Origin of the sequence: Bradyrhizobium sp. U531, assembly GCF_051710265.1 — a bacterium.
Taxonomy (GTDB): Bacteria; Pseudomonadota; Alphaproteobacteria; order Rhizobiales; family Xanthobacteraceae; genus Bradyrhizobium.
The window spans coordinates 2243147-2257484 of record NZ_JASVEN010000001.1 but is presented as its reverse complement, the minus strand read 5'-3'; the positions used below and the strand labels follow the sequence as shown (position 1 = coordinate 2257484).

Below are 14338 nucleotides of genomic sequence, written 5' to 3'. Positions count from 1 at the left end.
TGCGCCTAGGCCGAAACCGCTTCGCCCGCGGCCCTGGTGCGACCCGATTTCAGCTCCTTGCGGATCGCGGGGATGATCCTGCTGCCCCACAGCTCGATCTGGCGCAGCATCGTGCGCTGATCGAAATCGCCGAGCTGGGTCTGCAGCGCGATGTGGGTCGGCTTGAGGATGCTGATCTCCTCCAGCATGCGGTCGATCACCTGGTTGACGCTGCCGACAGGCAGATTGCTCCGCATCGTCTCCAGGCTCATGTCGTTCGGCCCGGCCTCTTCCTTGATCAAATAGCCGTCGTCGCTCTGGGCGCGGCGGAACTTCAGGCTCTCGGACAGCCGGCGCTGGAAGCGTGCATTGTCCAGATAGGACTGGATCTCGCTGTCATTGTCGCTGGCATAGGCGCAGCGCAGGAAGCCGAAGCGGGTGTCGTCGATGGAACGGCCTTCCTTGGCCGCGATCCCTTCGAGACGCTCGCGCAGCGCCTTGATGGCGTCGAGCCCGTTGAGGAGCGCCGTGACGAACAGATTGTGGTTGTCGCGGATGGCGCGGCCGAGCGTCTCGCCGTGGCCGGACGTGACCCAGATCGGCGGCATCGGCGTCTGCACGGTGCGCACCGCGATCGCGGTCGGCGGCATCTTCAGGTGCTCGCCGGAATAGGAGAAGATGCGCTCCTTCATGCCGGCGTGGAGCACGTCGTAGAATTCGGCGAACAGCGCGTGGGAATGGTCGAGGTCGACGCCGAAGCGGTCGAACTCGAACTTCTGATAGCCCGAGCCGATGCCGAGATCGAGACGGCCGTTCGAGACGGTGTCGGCAAAGCCGATCTCGCCGAGCAGGCGCGCTGGATGATACAGCGGCAGCACGCAGACGGCGGAGCCGAGGCGGATGCGCTTGGTGAGGCCGGCGCAATGGGCGACCATCATCAGTGGCGAGGGGCAGAGGCTGTAATTGTTGAAATGGTGCTCGGCGTACCAGGCGGTGTCGAAGCCGGCCTGCTCGGCGGCGACCGTCTGCTCGACGGCGTTGTGGATCACTTCCTGCGAGCTCTGATGATAGCCGCGCTGCTGCGCCAGAATGAATACGCCGAATTCCATCGGTTGCTCCCTCCACCATGTCGCGGTCGCTTTTGCGCCGCGGTCGCTCTTGCGACGCGTTCTCATGAAGTTAGGGGCTTGAGCATTTTCGAACAATTGGCGTAATCTGAGCATGTCTTTTGCAAAATCTGAAAAGATCGATGAATCGCCTCCAGGCCATGGAATTGTTCGTCAGCGCCGTCCGCGAGGGCAGCTTTTCCGCCGCCGGGCGCCGCGTCGGGCTCTCGCCGGCGTCGGTGTCGCGCTATGTCGGCGAGCTCGAGGCAAAGCTCGGCGTCCAGCTCCTCAACCGCAGCACGCGGCATCTCGGCCTGACAGACGCGGGCAAGATCTTCTTCCAGCGCACCGAGCAGGTGCTGCACGGCATCGAGGATGCGGAGGCTGCCGCGCTGGCGCTTCAGACAGCGCCGCGGGGAACATTGCGGGTGCACTCGCGCACGCTGTTCGGCATCAAGGTGCTCACGCCGCTGCTTCCAGGATTCCAGAAGCTCTATCCGGAGCTGAAGGTGGAGCTGCGCCTGTCGGAGCGACGGCCACAGCTTCGCGAGGATGAATTCGACATCGACTTCCAGATCCAGGCGCCGAAGGACCCCGGCCTCATGCAGCGAAGGCTGCTGAGGAGCGAGCGGATTCTCGTGGCGTCGCCGGACTATGTCGGCCGGATGCCGAAGCTGCGCGATCCCGAGGATATCACGCGCCACAACTGCCTGACCTACTGGATGGGCCCGGAGGACGTGGTCTGGAAGTTCATGCGGCGGAACCGGCTGCGCGAGATCGTCGTGCCGTCGTCCTTCGCCAGCAACAACGGCGTGGTGCTGTGCGATCTCGCCGTCGCCGGGCACGGTGTCGCCTTGCTCGACGACTACACCGTTGCGGAGCAGTTGAAGACCAAGCGGCTGGTTCGCCTGCTGCCGGGCTTCCGGGTGACGAATTCCACCTTCGACGAAGGGATCTACGCGGCGTTCCTCCAGAGCAGCTATCTGCCGGAGAAGATCAGGGTCTTCGTGGACTACATGGCGGAGAACGTGCCGAAGATGGTCAGGAGATCCGCGCAGTAGCTGCGGGTCAGCCCGGGCCGAACCGCAGTGCCGGCAGGCCGCGAACGCCGAGGCCTTCGACCGCGAACAGGCCGCCGGCATCGGGATGATCGTCGGCAAGCGCGTGACTGCGCGAGATCGAGGTCACGTAGAGAATATCGAGATCGGGACCGCCGAAGCTCACGCTGGTGGGGTGACGGACCGGCATGTCGATCGTCCGCACGATCGTTCCGTCCGGCGCAAATCGTGCGATCTTGCCGATGCGCACGAGGACGGACCAGAGACGGCCGTCCGCATCGACCGTCGCACCGTCGCAGCCGGACCCGATCGCCTCCGTGTCGGCGAAGACGCGCTTGTTGGCGAGGGGGCCATCGGAGCCGTAATCATAGGCCCAGATGATGCGCCTTGCGCTGTCGGCAAGGTAGAAGGTCCGCCCGTCCGGACTGAAGCACGGCCCGTTGCTCACGGCGAGGTCGGTCTCCAGCAACTCCAGAGCGCCCGATACGTCCAGCCGGTAAAGCCCGCCCAGCGGCGTCTCGTTCGGGGCGCGGTCACCGTGCATCGTGCCTGCCAGGAAGCGCCCGTGAGGATCGGCCTTGCCGTCATTCAGTCGCACATTGGGATGGTCGAGCCCGATCGACGGACCCTCCGTCAGGAGCCGCCGGTCGAAATCGTAGTGCGCAAACCCGTTGCGCAGCGCCAGGATGGCGCCGCCGTCGTGCCGCAGCGCCAGCGAGCCGATCGGTGCGGGCGCGCTGAATTGCTCGACGGCGCCGGTGAGAGGAGACAGCACGTGGATCGTTCCAGCTAGCGCGTCGATCCAGATGAGGCGCTGCCGGCGCTCGTCCCACACCGGGCTCTCGCCGAGCCGGTCCTTGGTTGCGCCGATGCGCCTGATTCGGACCTCGCTCATGGTTCCTCGCGCGGCCATCGCCGGGCTTGACCGATCGGTCGGCGAAAACCTAGTTTCATTCCAAAGACTCTCGGGCTGACGAATGGATTGCGAAAGTTCATGACCGAACTGTCAACGATGAAAGACGGCGTTGCGAACCAGGCCGAGGCCTCGGACCGCGTGCTGCAGATCCTCGCCGAGGCCGGGCGGCTGTTTGCGAGCAAGGGTTTCGAAGGTACCTCGATGCGCGACATCGCGCTCGCCTGCGGCATCTCGAAATCGCTGCTCTACCATCACTTCTCCAACAAGGACGAGATCTACGCGCGTGTCGCGGTCGGCTCCACGCTCGAGCTCTATCTGTTCGTGCGCGACCGCATTCCCGACGGCCCGCCCTCGCACAAGATCCGCGCCTTCATGGTCGCCACGGCCGAGTATTTCCGGCGCTATCGCTGGGCCTGGATCGCTTCCACCACCGCCTTCTGGAACGATCCTGACCGAACCCGGCACAAGGAGCGGCTGACGCGCCGCGACCGCTTCGAGAATTTTCTGCGCGGCCTGATCCAGGAGGCGATCGACGCCGGCGAGATCCGGAAGGTCGATGTTCCCATGACCGGGCGGCTGATCCTGTCCTCGCTCAACTGGATGCATCGCTGGTACAATCCCAACAAATCCGCGACCCCCGAGCAGATCGCGGAGATCTTCTTCGACATGATCTTCAACGGCCTGCGAAGCGGCGAACTCGTCGCGCTTCCGTCGGCCGAGCCGCCCAAGGCGAGCCGGCGCAAATCGCGCTGACCGCCGGGCGGCGGCCTCGGCTCATTCCAGGACGATGTTCTGCGCCTTGATCACCGGCCCCCACAGCGCCGCGTCCTTGGTCAATTGGGCGTCGAGCCGGTCCGGCGCACCGGTGTCGACCATCAGGCCGTCGGTCTCGAGCTGCTTTGCGATCTCCGGCTTCTGCATCGCGGCGTTCGCCGCCGCGTTCAGCCGCGCAATGACGTCGGGCGGCGTGCCTGCGGGCGCGTGGAGCGCGGTCCAGAACGAGGCGGTGAGGTTGGGATAGCCGGATTCGGCCAGCGTCGGAATCTCGGGGAAGCTCGCCATGCGCTTTTCCGCGGAGAGCGCGAGGATGCGCAACTGACCTCCGCGCGCATGCTCGATCACGGCGGCCGGGGTCGCGAAGTTGAGGTCGCATTCGCCCGATAGCGTCTCCATGATGGAGGCGGGATTGTTGCGATAGGCGACCTCGGTGACGGAGAACCCCATCGACTTGCCCATCATGATGCCGAACAGATGGGTGACGCTGCCCGGACCCAGCGTGGCGTAGAACAGCGGCTTGTCGCGGCCCCTGGCGTAGCTGACGAAGCTCTTCACGTCGGTCGCGGGCGTACGCGCGTTCACGGTCAGCGACAGCGGCCCGTTGCAGAGCATGGCGACGGAGGCAAAGTCCTCGAGCTTGTAAGGCAGGTTCTTGCGCAGCAGCACGTTCAGTGAAATCGGCCCGGTGCCGCCGGCGAGCAGGACCGATCCGTCCTTCGGCGCGCGCGCCACATATTGCGAACCGACGATGCCGTTGGCGCCGGGCTTGTTGTCGACCAGAACAGGCTGATCGAGGCTTTCCGCCATGGCCTTCGCGATGGAGCGCATCAGGCTGTCGATCGAGCCGCCGGGCGCATAGGGCACGATGATGAAGATTTGCGATGGGCGCGCTCTCACGATGGCGGGCGCAGCGAGCGGCGCGGCGAGGGCGCCGGCGATCAGAGCTGTCGCCTGGCGTCGGCTGATCCTGGGCATGGCAGTCCTCCTCAAGGTCGTTATTGCTTGCCGTGAACCTAACGACTGACCGATCGGTCGGTCAATAGGACGACGGCAGTATATTGCAAGTCGCTACGCTTGGTGTTATCAGCGTTGAAAGCTGACCGATCGGTCAGGCCGAGCGATGCGCTCACAAGCAAGACCAACAGAAGCCCAGGAGGAAGCCCATGTCAGGAGATATCGTCACCCTCGAAGTGTCGGACAACATCGCGCTGGTGACGCTGAACCGGCCTCCGGTGAACGCGCTCGACCGCGCCATGCGCGACCGCATCGTCGCCGTGTTCGACGAGATTTCCGAGCGTGCCGATGTCAGGGTCGCGATCCTGACCGGCGCCGGAAAGGTGTTTTGCAGCGGCGCGGATCTGAAGGACCGGCCGGACCCGAGCAAGGTCGGCGCGTTTCACAGCCACAACCGCATCACCCGCGAGACCGGAAACTGCATTCGTGAATGCGCCAAGCCTGTCATCGCGGCCATCAACGGCGTTGCGCTCGGCGCCGGCGTCGGCCTGATGGCGTCCTGCGACATCTTCTACGCCTGCGAGGAAGCCGTGTTCGGCATGCCCGAGATCAATGTCGGGCTCGCCGGCGGTGCGGCGATGCTGAACACGCTGTTCGGCCGCTCGCTGATGCGCCGCATGTTCTTCACCGGCTACCGCGTGCCGGCCGCCGAGCTTTACCGCCTCGGCATCATCGAGGCCTGCACCACCAAGGAGAACCTGATCCCCGAAGCGATGAAGATCGCGCGCGAGATCGCCTCGAAGAGCCCGATCGCGATGGAATACGCCAAGAACGCCGCGAACATGGTCGAGCTGATGCCGCCGCGCGATGCCTATCGCTTCGAGCAGAACATCACCATGGCGCTGTCCAAGACGGAGGACGCCAAGGAGGCGCGCATGGCGTTCCTGGAGAAGCGCGCACCGGTGTTCAAGGGGCGCTGAGATGCGGCCGGGAGAAGGTCTCGACGCGCTGATGTCGCCGGGTTCGATCGCGATCATCGGCGCCTCGCAGGAGGCGACCAAGATCGGCGGTCGGCCCGTCGATCTGCTGCGCCGTCACGGCTATGCGGGCCGGGTCTATCCGGTCAATCCGAAGGCCGCGATGGTGCAGGGGCTCAAGGCCTATGGCTCCGTCGCCGACCTTCCGGAAGCGCCGGACCTTGCCATCATCGCGGTCGACGCGGAGCGCGCGGGCGAAGCGGTGGAGCAATGCGCCGCCCGCGGCGTCCGCAGCGTCGTCGTGTTCTCCTCGGGCTTCGCCGAGCTCGGCGAGCAGGGACGCGCGATGCAGGAGCGGCTGCGCGTTGCGGCGCGCGGTAGCGGCATGCGCTTGCTGGGGCCGAACTGCCTCGGCGCGGTCAGCGTCGCCGAGAAGAGCATTGCGACGTTCTCGATCGTGCTGGAGCACGGCATGCCGGCCGCAGGCTCGCTCGGCATCGTCTCGCAGAGCGGCAATTTGGGCAGCTACACCATGCGCCTTGCCAGCGAGCGCGGTGTCGGCGTCAGCCGTTTCATCACCACGGGCAACGAGTGCGACATCGATATCGCCGACGGCATCGCCTGGATGGCGCGCGATCCCGCCACCAAGGTGATCCTGTGCTGCCTCGAAGCCTGCCGCGATGCCGGCCGGCTGATCGCCGCGCTGGAAGAGGCGCGCGAGGCCGGCAAGCCCGTCATCGCCATGAAGATCGGCACGTCGGCCGCCGGGCAGGCCGCGGCGGCCTCGCACACCGGAGCTATGGCGGGATCGGACGCCGTGTTCGACGCGCTGTTTGCCCGCTGCGGTGCCGTGCGCGTGCACAGCCTCGACGAGCTGATCGATCTCGGCCATGCCGCATCGATCCTGCTGCCGGACCGGCTGCCGAAGGGCCCGGGCGTCGCAATCCTCACCGCGTCGGGCGGCTTCGGCGTGCTGCTCGCCGACGCTGCGCAGTCGGTCGGTCTGACATTGCCGGAGCTCGGCGAGGAGACGCAACGCAAGATTCTGGAGCTGGTGCCGTTTGCGTCGGCCCGCAATCCCGTCGATGCCACCGCGCAGATGTCGAGCCGCCCGGATCTTCTGGAGAAGATCATGACTGCCGTCGTGGCGGACGAGCGGGCCGACACGGTGATCGTGCCGCTGCCATTCTCGCTGCATCTGCCGCGCCTGCGCTCGATCTATATGGACACGCTGCGCAACATGCGCGCGCAATATCCTGCCCGTCCCATCGTCCTGTGCGTCGAGGGACCGGACGATGCGCTGACCGAGCTGCATGCGCTGGGCTTTCCGACGATCGCAAGCTTCGACGGCTGCTGTGCGACCGTCGCCGCTCTGGTGCGGTTGCGGGCCGCGGTGCAGCGCCCGCAGGACAAGCCCGAGGCCATCGCGCAGGCAGCGCCGCTCGCGGCCGACGCCTTCCGGCATGAACTCGGCGCCAAAAGTGCGCTGGCAAATGCCGGCGTTCCGGTCCTGGCCGAGCGTCTGGTCCAGGACGCGGATGGCGCGGTACGCGCGGCCGCCGAGATCGGCTATCCCGTGGTGCTGAAGATCGCCTCGCCCGATCTGCCGCACAAGACCGAGGTCGGCGGCGTGGTCGTCGGCGTCGGCTCGGAAGCCGAGGTCCGGCGTGCCTATGCCCAGATGCGCGACCGCGTCGCGACCCATGCTCCCCAGGCTGCGATCGACGGCGTGATCGTGGCGCCGATGGCCAAGGGCGTCGCCGAGCTGATCCTCGGCAGCCGCATCGATCCGGTGTTCGGACCGGTGGTGATGGTCGGTCTCGGCGGCATCTTCGCCGAGATCCTGCAGGATTCCGCCGTGCAGATGGCTCCGGTCAGCGAGACGCAGGCCATGGCCATGCTGAGATCGCTGAAGGCCTTCGCGGTGCTCGACGGCGCACGGGGGCGGCCGCGCGCCGACCTCGACGCCGCGGCGCGTGCCGTTGCCGCATTGTCGCGCTTTGCCGCGGCCCACGCGGACGAGATCGCGGAGATCGACGTCAATCCGCTGCTGCTCCGCGCCAAGGGCGAGGGAGCCGTGGCGCTCGACGCGCTGCTGATCCCCCATGCCGGGCAGCCGATCCGCAAGCACTGAACCGAACGACAAGAGGCCGCAGAAGCGAGCCCAGAGGAAACGGGAAGAGGAGGATGACATGAGGAGACTGACCATCGCGGCGCTCGGCATCATGGCCTTGCTGCTCGCGCACGCCCCCCTGTCGGCACAGGGCATTTCGGGCGACGTGATCAAGATCGGGATCATGAACGACCAGAACGGTCCCTACGCCGACAATTGCGGCCTCGGCTCGGTCGCCGCCGCCAAGCTCGCGGTCGCCGATTTCGGCGGGGCGGTCGGCGGCAAGAAGATCGAGCTCGTGATCGCCGACGACCAGAACAAGCCCGATATCGGCGTCGCCATCGCGCTGCGCTGGCTCGACAACGAGGGCGTCGATGCCATCGTCGGCTGCTCGGCCTCGTCGATCGCGCTGGCGGTGCAGGACATCATGAAGACCCGCAAGAAGCCCTACATGCTGGCGGGCACGGCGGGCTCGTTCTTCACCAACGACAAATGCTCGCCGATGACCACGCAATGGGTGGTCGACACCTATGCGCAACCGAAGGCGACCGTGAAGGCGCTGCTGGCGCAGGGCATCGACAGCTGGTTCTTCCTGACGGTCGACTATGCCTTCGGCAAGGCCTGGCAATCGGATGCGACGAAGTTCATCGAAGCGGGCGGCGGCAAGGTGGTGGGCTCGGTGCTGCATCCGCTGAACTCGTCGGACCTGTCCTCGTTCCTGCTGACGGCGCAGGCCAGCGGCGCCAAGGCGATCGCGCTCGCCAATTCGGGGGCGGACTTCGCCAATGCGATCAAGCAGGCGCAGGAGTTCGGGCTGACCAAGTCGCAATTGCTCGTTCCGCTCGGCCTCATGATCAGCCAGACCCACGGCATCGGCCTCAAGGATCTCCAGAACGTGCGGCTGACGACGCCGTTCTACTGGGACATGACGCCGGAGAGCCGGGCCTTTGCCAAGCGCTATGCCGAGGCGACGAGCGGCCAGCTGCTCAACGAAGGCAAGTCGGCGACCTATAGTGCCATCACGCATTATCTGAAGGCGGTGGCTGCCAGCGGTTCCGACGATGGCGATGCGGTGATGAAGCAGATGAAGAGCACGCCGGTCAACGATTTCGAGATGAAGAACGTCGCGATCCGGGCCGACGGCCAGGTGATGCGCCCGCTCTACGTCGCGCGGATCAAGACGCCGGCGGAATCCAAATACACCTACGACTATTACGAGATCACCGGAACGATCGCGCCCGAGGATGCGTGGCGGCCGGCCTCGGAGAGCGCCTGCGATCTCCTCAAGTCGCAGTGACGTCGGCGGATGCGGTGAAAACGGGAAACAGGCGATGAGTGCAGTTGAAGCGGTATCGGCCCAATCCTCCGCGGGAGAGAGCCTGACGGGCGAAGCCTATCGCGATGCCATGCATCGCTGGCTGCACGCCAATCTGCCCGCCAGCTTCCGCAGCGACAGCGCCGCATTCTTGTCGCCGACGCTGCCGCAATCCGTCGCCTGGGAGGCGGCGATGTACCGCGCCGGCCTCACCGGCATCACGTGGCCGCAGGCCTATGGCGGCCACGGCCGCTCCTTGCGCGAGCATCTCATCGCCAATCAGGAGATCGGCCGGCTCGCGATGCCCGAGAGCGTCAACTCGATCGGTAAGGAGCTCGCCGGGCCGATCATTCTCGCCGTCGGGACCGAGGAGCAGAAGCGGCGCTTCCTGCCGGCGATCCTGGAGATGCGCAACATCTGGTGCCAGGGTTTCTCCGAGCCGGAGGCCGGCTCCGATCTTGCAGGCCTGCGCACGCGCGCGACGCGGGACGGAGACGGATGGCGGATCAACGGCCAGAAGATCTGGACCAGCGGCGCCTACCGGTCGCAGCGCTGTCTCGTGCTCGCCCGCACCGGGGCGCTGGAGGATCGCCATCGCGGCCTCGCGATGTTCGCGGTGCCGCTCGACGCCAAGGGCGTGCGTGTGCGCACCATCAAGTCGATCGACGGCCGCGAGAGCTTTTGCGAGGTGTTCTTCGACGAGGTCGAGGTCGCGCAGGCGGATGCGATCGGGGCGCCTGACGAAGGCTGGGCCGCAGCCATCCGCGTGCTGGAGATCGAGCGGGCGACCAACCGCATGTATCGCGCCTGGCGCTTCGAGAACGAGCTGCGTCATTTGATTTCGGCGTGCAAGGCGGACGCGGCGCTTGCGTCGGTGGTCGCGGACCGGCACTACGCGGTCAGGCTCGGCGAAGTTGCGGTCGAGATCGAGGTGTTGAAGGCGCATGTCGAGACCGCCGTGGATGCGCTGGCCAAGGGCGACAAGATCGGCGCGCGCGGCAGCCTTGCGAAACTCTATTGGAGCGAGTCGCATCAGCGCTTTGCCGCGCTTGCCCTCGAGCTGCTCGCGCAGGCGTCGCTGCCGCAGAACCCGGCGATCACGGTGGCGCGGCGCCGTTTCGAGGCGATCTATCTGCAGGCGCGGGCCGAGACGATCTATGCCGGGACGACCGAGATCCAGCTCGGCATCATTGCCGACCGCATTCTCCAGCTGTCGCGAGGCAAGTGACGATGTCCGACGGCCAGAGCCACCCGCAGGGCTTGCTCAGGAACCGTCTCGTCGTCGTGACGGGAGCGGGGCAGGGCATCGGCCGTGCCATCGCGCTGGGCGTTGCCGCGGCCGGGGCGAGGGTCGTCGTGACCGATCTGCGGCAGGACCGGGCGGAATCGACGGCGCGCGAGATCAGGGACACCGGCAGGGAGGCGCTCGCCTGTTCGCTCGACGTGACGGATGCCGCGGCGTGCAGTGAGGTCGCCAGGCGCGTGGATGAGGAGATCGGCCCTGCCGACGTCCTCGTCAACAACGCCGGCATCATCATTCGCGAGCCGATCGACAGCCCGCGCGCCCACGAGAACTGGCGCCAGGTGTTCGACGTCAACGTCAACGGCACCTTCAACGTGGTGCATGCTTTCATCCCCGCCCTGCGCAAGACGCGCGGTTCCATCGTCAACGTGGCGTCCGTCGCGGCCTTTGGCGGCATGAACGGTGCGCTCGGTTATTCCCCGTCCAAGGGCGCGGTGAGGCTGTTCACGCAGGCGCTCGCCCGCGACCTCGCGCCCGACGGCATCCGCGTCAACGCGGTCGCGCCGGGCATCATCGCGACCGAGATGAGCGAGACGACCCGGGACAATCCGGCGCGGCTCTCCGGCCTGATGGCGCGCACGCCGATGAAGCGGGTGGGGCAGCCGGACGAGATCGCGGGGCCGGTGGTCTTTCTGGCCTCCGCGATGGCGTCCTATGTCAACGGCGCCATCCTGCCGGTCGACGGCGGATATCTCGCCTAGCGAACGATTGAAGGGTTTCGAAGGGAACGATGATGAGCATGGCCGAAGCACTTCAGCCCGACGAGTTCGCGGCAACCGCGGCGCGCGCAGTCACCGCTTGCGCGGGCCTGGACGTGCGCGCGCAGGCGCAAAATCTCGCCGGCGACGGACTGCTCGGAATCATCGCGGATGAGGAGGTGGGGGGACTGGCGCTGCCGCTCGGCTTCGCGGTGCCGGTGATCGCGGCCGCCCATTCCGGATTGCTCGCTTTTCCGCTGCTGGAGACCATCCTCGTTGGGCGTGCGTTTCAGTCCTCGCTGACGCGTCTCGCCGCTGCGATCGTGTCCGGCGAGAAGCTGGTCACCATCGCCTGGCAGGGCGAGGCCGTCGCCGAACGCGAAAGCGGGCTGTTGGTGTTGAGCGGCGTGGTGGCGCGGGCGCCCTGCGCGGCGAAGGTGGACCACATCCTGGTGCGCATGAGCGGTGGTGCTGCGGCGCTGATCCCGGCCGATGCCGGGGGCGTCGTGGTGGAGCAGGCGGCGGGCCTCGACCTGACGGTGCCCGAGCACACGGTGCGACTGGACAAGGTCGAGGTTTCGGTCGGCTCGATCCTGCCCGCGGGAACGTGGGACCTGCTCAATTCGGATGCCAACGTGCTTCGCGCCGCGGCCATTCTTGGATCGGCCGAGGCCTGCCTGTCGCTTGCGCAGGAGCACGCCTCCACGCGACGCCAGTTCGGCCATGCGCTGTCCTACAACCAGGCCATCCGCCACGCACTGGCGCGGCAGAAGCTGGGACTGGAGAGCATCCGTCATGCGATCACGCGCAGCCTGTCCGGGGAGGGCGGCCCCGTGCAGCGCGATGCGGCGTTCCTGGCGGCCGCCACCTATGGCAGCTCGATCAGCGAAGGCGCGCTGCAGATCCATGGCGGCATGGGCTTTACGTGGGACGTGCCGGTGCATCGCCATCTGCGCCGCATCCGCACGCTGCAGGCCCAGGGTGATGCCAGCGGCCTGATCAATCATTTCGGCCGCCGCTACGTATCGGAAGTTGCTCCGTTCGCCGAAGCAGGAACTTGAAGGACGAGAGCTTGAAGGAGATTGCCATGACAGAAACCAGGGATCAGACGCTCGCGGGCCGCGTCGCACTCGTCACCGGCGCGGGAAACGGCATCGGCCGCGCAACCGCGCTCAGGCTTGCCGCGCGCGGCGCGATCGTCGGCGTCAACGATCTGAAGCCGGAATTCGTCGAGGGCACCGTGAGCGCCATCAAGGCCGCCGGCGGCAACGCGGTCGCCGTCGCGCAGGACGTCTCCAGCCGCGACGGCATGCGGCAGGCCGTGCTGGGATTGGCGCAGCAGCAGAAGCGTCTGGACATCCTCGTCAACAACGCGGCCTGGGTCCGCTACCAATCCGTTCCGGATGTCGCTCCGGAAACCGTCGATCGCATGCTCAATATCGGCTTCAAGGCGATCATCTGGGGGATTCAGGCGGCCGCGGAGGTCATGGATGCCGAGCGCGGCGGCGCCATCGTCAACGTCGCCTCGGTCGCCGGCCTGATCTCGGCCAAGAACAGCATCGTCTATAGCGGGATCAAGGCCGGCGTGATGGGTCTCACGCGCGCAGCCGCAGCCGAGCTTGGCGAGCGCAACATCCGCGTCAATGCCGTGGCGCCCTCGGCGATCCCGACCGAGGGCACGATGCGCAACCGCAATGCCGAGCTCGACGCGCGCCGGGTGGCGCGAACGCCGCTGGGCCGGCTCGGCACGGTCGACGACATCGCCAAGGCGATCTGCTTCCTCGCCGGCGACGACAGCGGCTTCATCACGGCGCAGGTGCTCACGGTCGATGGCGGCATCGTTCTGACCAACATTGCCTGACGGGATCATCGCGATGGCCGATCTGACGCCGGAACAGCAGGTGCTGAAAGAGGCCTATGTCAGGGCGCGCGGCTATTGGCGGCCCTGGACGGAAGGGCTGTTGCGGCTCGATCCGGTGTTCCTGGAAGCCTACGGCAGATATGGCGGCTATTCCGCGGAGAACGGGCCGTTGTCGCCGAAGATGCGGGAGTTGATCTACGTCGCGCTCGACGGATCGGCGACGCATCTGTTCCGCTCAGGCCTCGCGCTGCACCTTCGCCTCGCACTTCAGGAAGGCGCCACGGCGCGGGAGATCATCGACGTTTTTCGGCTCGCGACGGTTCAAGGGCTGGACGGGTGCAACGTCGGCATCGGCATCCTCGCCGAGGAATTGGCGAGCGCCGGAATTCCGGACGATCGTCCCGATCTCACGAAAGAGCAGCAGGCTTTGCGAGACAGCTACGTTGCGCAGTTCGGCGACTGGCCGGATTTCTGCGAGCAATGGTTGCGCGCCGATCCCGGCTATTTCGCCGTCCTGCTCGATCTCCTGGCGGACCGGCGCACGGGCGACGGTCTCGATCAGCGCTCGCAGTGCCTGATCTCGCTCGCTCTCAACGCCTGCTTCACCGCGCTCAATCCGCATGGGCTGCGTGTGCAGATCAAGCGCGCGTTGCGGCTCGGTATCGACCATCGCGAGATCCGGCAGGTTCTGCAGATGACCGCGCATCTCGGCGTGCACGCCTGCGCGATCGGCGTGCCGGTTCTGATGGAAGCGCTCGAGGAGCGTTCCGCGAAGGCGGGGCCTGGCGAGGGAGGACGGACATGAAAGGGCTGGCGATCCGCAATCAAAGGGCTTTCGCGTCCGGCGTCCTGTTCCTGGCCTTTGCGGTGTTCTTCTTTGCGACTGCGCTGCAATATCCCGCAGGCTCCGCGGCGCGGATGGGGCCGGGCTATTTTCCGCGCCTGCTTGCGATCGTGCTCGCCGCGATCGGTCTCGTCGTGATCCTCGGCGCGATGAAGCCCGGCGCGGAAGCACAGGCGCTGCGCAGGTGGGACCTCAAGGGTCTGGCCTGGATCGTGGGATCGGTGGTGCTGTTCGGGGGTCTGCTGTTTCCGCTTGGCCTCGTCGGGGCGCTGTTCGTCCTGATCATGGTGTCGAGCAGGGCCAGTCCCGAATTCACATGGACGGGCGCGCTGACCAATGCGGCGGTGCTGATCGTGCTGTGCCTTGGCGTCTTTGTCTACGGGCTCGGGCTGCCATTGCCCGTCTGGCCTTCTCTCCTCAACTGAACGAGCCGGGCG

The 14338-nt window shown here is 66.6% G+C and carries 14 protein-coding genes; 11 read left to right on the top strand and 3 right to left on the bottom strand.

Going from position 1 to position 14338, the window contains the following annotated elements:
* Positions 1-5: 5 nt before the first annotated feature.
* Positions 6-1088: an LLM class flavin-dependent oxidoreductase gene (locus QRQ56_RS11110; RefSeq protein WP_438739758.1), complete on the bottom strand. Its 1083-nt coding sequence runs from the start codon at positions 1086-1088 to the stop codon at positions 6-8.
* Between the two features lie 140 nt (positions 1089-1228).
* Between QRQ56_RS11110 and QRQ56_RS11105 the strand changes: the two genes are divergently transcribed.
* Positions 1229-2146, top strand: a complete 918-nt coding sequence (locus tag QRQ56_RS11105; RefSeq protein WP_438739756.1) for a LysR family transcriptional regulator — start codon at positions 1229-1231, stop codon at positions 2144-2146.
* A gap of 7 nt (positions 2147-2153) precedes the next feature.
* On the opposite strand, the gene QRQ56_RS11100 is transcribed toward QRQ56_RS11105, so the two are convergent.
* The gene (locus QRQ56_RS11100; protein ID WP_438739755.1) at positions 2154-3038 is read right to left on the bottom strand and encodes an SMP-30/gluconolactonase/LRE family protein; all 885 of its coding nucleotides are present in this window, start codon (positions 3036-3038) and stop codon (positions 2154-2156) included.
* 99 nt (positions 3039-3137) lie between these two features.
* Between QRQ56_RS11100 and QRQ56_RS11095 the strand changes: the two genes are divergently transcribed.
* Positions 3138-3812, top strand: a complete 675-nt coding sequence (locus QRQ56_RS11095) for a TetR/AcrR family transcriptional regulator (protein WP_438739754.1) — start codon at positions 3138-3140, stop codon at positions 3810-3812.
* 21 nt (positions 3813-3833) lie between these two features.
* Here QRQ56_RS11095 and QRQ56_RS11090 read toward each other — a convergent pair whose 3' ends face one another.
* Positions 3834-4811, bottom strand: a complete 978-nt coding sequence (locus tag QRQ56_RS11090) for a tripartite tricarboxylate transporter substrate binding protein (protein ID WP_438739753.1) — start codon at positions 4809-4811, stop codon at positions 3834-3836.
* A gap of 188 nt (positions 4812-4999) precedes the next feature.
* On the opposite strand from QRQ56_RS11090, the gene QRQ56_RS11085 reads away from it, so the two are divergent.
* From QRQ56_RS11085 to QRQ56_RS11045, 9 genes are read left to right on the top strand one after another with little or no spacing between them, the layout of a single operon-like run.
* Positions 5000-5770, top strand: a complete 771-nt coding sequence (locus QRQ56_RS11085) for an enoyl-CoA hydratase/isomerase family protein (protein WP_438739752.1) — start codon at positions 5000-5002, stop codon at positions 5768-5770.
* A gap of 1 nt (position 5771) precedes the next feature.
* Entirely contained in the window at positions 5772-7901 is a 2130-nt protein-coding gene (locus QRQ56_RS11080) for an acetate--CoA ligase family protein (protein ID WP_438739751.1), read from the top strand.
* A gap of 58 nt (positions 7902-7959) precedes the next feature.
* Complete coding sequence (locus QRQ56_RS11075; RefSeq protein ID WP_438739750.1) at positions 7960-9177, top strand: ABC transporter substrate-binding protein; 1218 nt, start codon at positions 7960-7962, stop codon at positions 9175-9177.
* A 34-nt stretch (positions 9178-9211) separates the two neighbouring features.
* Positions 9212-10423 carry an acyl-CoA dehydrogenase gene (locus QRQ56_RS11070; RefSeq protein ID WP_438739749.1) on the top strand — a complete coding sequence of 404 codons (1212 nt, stop codon included), beginning with the start codon at positions 9212-9214 and terminating at the stop codon, positions 10421-10423.
* Positions 10424-10425: 2 nt separating this feature from the next.
* Entirely contained in the window at positions 10426-11199 is a 774-nt protein-coding gene (locus QRQ56_RS11065; protein ID WP_438739748.1) for an SDR family NAD(P)-dependent oxidoreductase, read from the top strand.
* 38 nt (positions 11200-11237) lie between these two features.
* Positions 11238-12257, top strand: coding sequence for an acyl-CoA dehydrogenase family protein (locus tag QRQ56_RS11060; RefSeq protein ID WP_438739747.1), 1020 nt, complete (start codon positions 11238-11240; stop codon positions 12255-12257).
* Between the two features lie 26 nt (positions 12258-12283).
* Positions 12284-13057, top strand: a complete 774-nt coding sequence (locus QRQ56_RS11055) for an SDR family NAD(P)-dependent oxidoreductase (RefSeq protein ID WP_438739745.1) — start codon at positions 12284-12286, stop codon at positions 13055-13057.
* 13 nt (positions 13058-13070) lie between these two features.
* Positions 13071-13862 (top strand): carboxymuconolactone decarboxylase family protein, encoded by a 792-nt coding sequence (locus QRQ56_RS11050; protein WP_438739743.1) that lies wholly within the window; start codon positions 13071-13073, stop codon positions 13860-13862.
* Positions 13859-14326: a tripartite tricarboxylate transporter TctB family protein gene (locus QRQ56_RS11045; RefSeq protein WP_438739742.1), complete on the top strand. Its 468-nt coding sequence runs from the start codon at positions 13859-13861 to the stop codon at positions 14324-14326. The genes QRQ56_RS11050 and QRQ56_RS11045 overlap by 4 nt, the downstream gene beginning before the upstream one ends.
* The last annotated feature ends 12 nt before the right edge of the window (positions 14327-14338 follow it).

Coding starts and splice junctions, on each gene's coding strand:
- QRQ56_RS11065 (WP_438739748.1), top strand. CDS start 10,426: ATGTCCGACGGCCAGAGCCACCCGCAGGGCTTGCTCAGGAACCGTCTC.
- QRQ56_RS11100 (WP_438739755.1), bottom strand. CDS start 3,038: ATGAGCGAGGTCCGAATCAGGCGCATCGGCGCAACCAAGGACCGGCTC.
- QRQ56_RS11055 (WP_438739745.1), top strand. CDS start 12,284: ATGACAGAAACCAGGGATCAGACGCTCGCGGGCCGCGTCGCACTCGTC.
- QRQ56_RS11095 (WP_438739754.1), top strand. CDS start 3,138: ATGACCGAACTGTCAACGATGAAAGACGGCGTTGCGAACCAGGCCGAG.
- QRQ56_RS11050 (WP_438739743.1), top strand. CDS start 13,071: ATGGCCGATCTGACGCCGGAACAGCAGGTGCTGAAAGAGGCCTATGTC.
- QRQ56_RS11085 (WP_438739752.1), top strand. CDS start 5,000: ATGTCAGGAGATATCGTCACCCTCGAAGTGTCGGACAACATCGCGCTG.
- QRQ56_RS11080 (WP_438739751.1), top strand. CDS start 5,772: ATGCGGCCGGGAGAAGGTCTCGACGCGCTGATGTCGCCGGGTTCGATC.
- QRQ56_RS11105 (WP_438739756.1), top strand. CDS start 1,229: ATGAATCGCCTCCAGGCCATGGAATTGTTCGTCAGCGCCGTCCGCGAG.
- QRQ56_RS11075 (WP_438739750.1), top strand. CDS start 7,960: ATGAGGAGACTGACCATCGCGGCGCTCGGCATCATGGCCTTGCTGCTC.
- QRQ56_RS11070 (WP_438739749.1), top strand. CDS start 9,212: ATGAGTGCAGTTGAAGCGGTATCGGCCCAATCCTCCGCGGGAGAGAGC.
- QRQ56_RS11110 (WP_438739758.1), bottom strand. CDS start 1,088: ATGGAATTCGGCGTATTCATTCTGGCGCAGCAGCGCGGCTATCATCAG.
- QRQ56_RS11060 (WP_438739747.1), top strand. CDS start 11,238: ATGGCCGAAGCACTTCAGCCCGACGAGTTCGCGGCAACCGCGGCGCGC.
- QRQ56_RS11045 (WP_438739742.1), top strand. CDS start 13,859: ATGAAAGGGCTGGCGATCCGCAATCAAAGGGCTTTCGCGTCCGGCGTC.
- QRQ56_RS11090 (WP_438739753.1), bottom strand. CDS start 4,811: ATGCCCAGGATCAGCCGACGCCAGGCGACAGCTCTGATCGCCGGCGCC.